The organism is Mesorhizobium sp. M7D.F.Ca.US.004.03.1.1 (assembly GCF_003998635.1).
GTDB lineage: Bacteria > Pseudomonadota > Alphaproteobacteria > Rhizobiales > Rhizobiaceae > Mesorhizobium > Mesorhizobium loti.
Map to the genome: position 1 here is coordinate 1 of NZ_RZQG01001420.1, position 1,009 is coordinate 1,009.

Sequence of the window (1,009 nt, forward strand, 5' to 3'; positions counted from 1 at the left end):
GCTGTGGACCGAAGCTGCAAAGGCGATCATGACCACGGATACCTATCCGAAAGTGGCGACAGCGACCGTCAAGCTCGGCGACACCGATGTCACCATCAACGGCATCTCCAAGGGCGCTGGCATGATCGCGCCCGACATGGCGACGATGCTGTCCTTCATCGCCACCGACGCGCCGATCGCCGCCCCTGTTCTGCAGGACCTGTTGTCGCGCGGCACGGCCAAGACCTTCAACGCGGTCACCGTCGACAGCGACACCTCGACCAGCGACACGCTGCTGATCTTCGCCACCGGCAAGGCCGCCAAGCGCGGCGCGCCCGAGATAACCGACCCCAAGGATGCCCGTCTCGGCGCGTTTCGCCGGGCACTCGGAAAGGTGCTGAAATCGCTGGCGCTGCAAGTGGTGCGCGACGGCGAGGGCGCCCGCAAGCAGGTCGAAGTCACCGTCACCGGCGCCAAATCGGCGCGGTCGGCCAAGCGCATCGCGCTGTCGATCGCCAATTCGCCGCTGGTCAAGACGGCGGTCGCCGGCGAGGATGCCAATTGGGGCCGCGTCGTCATGGCCGTCGGCAAGGCCGGCGAACCCGCCGATCGCGACCGGCTGTCGATCTGGTTCGGCGACAACAGGCTGGCGCATGAAGGCGAGCGCGACCCCGGCTACTCCGAGGCAGCGACGTCGGCCTACATGAAGCGCGACGACATCCGCATCCGCGCCGATATCGGCATCGGCCGCGGCAAGGCGACGGTGTGGACCTGCGATCTCACCAAGGAATATGTCGCCATCAATGGCGATTATCGGAGCTGATGGTCTTGGGCTCCAGGCATCCGGCAAGCATGCTCGCGATCGTGCGCCGCTACGAGGCGGCCGGCTTTCGCGCCTGGCCGGCAGCCGCTGTCCACTATGACGGCACCTGGGTGGTGCGGCTGACCGCCGGCCATCCGGCCAAGCGGCTGAACTCGGTCAACCCGCTCGATCCCGGCGACACCCAGCACATTGCCGACCGTATCGGCC

Annotated in this window: 1 protein-coding gene and 1 pseudogene; both read left to right on the top strand. The window is 67.1% G+C overall.

Going from position 1 to position 1,009, the window contains the following annotated elements:
- Positions 1-802, top strand: an 802-nt coding sequence (gene argJ, locus EN935_RS37590; RefSeq protein ID WP_127374318.1) for a bifunctional glutamate N-acetyltransferase/amino-acid acetyltransferase ArgJ, incomplete at its 5' end; no start/stop codon positions are given.
- A gap of 29 nt (positions 803-831) precedes the next feature.
- Positions 832-1,009: pseudogene (locus EN935_RS37595) on the top strand (GNAT family N-acetyltransferase); the annotation flags it as partial.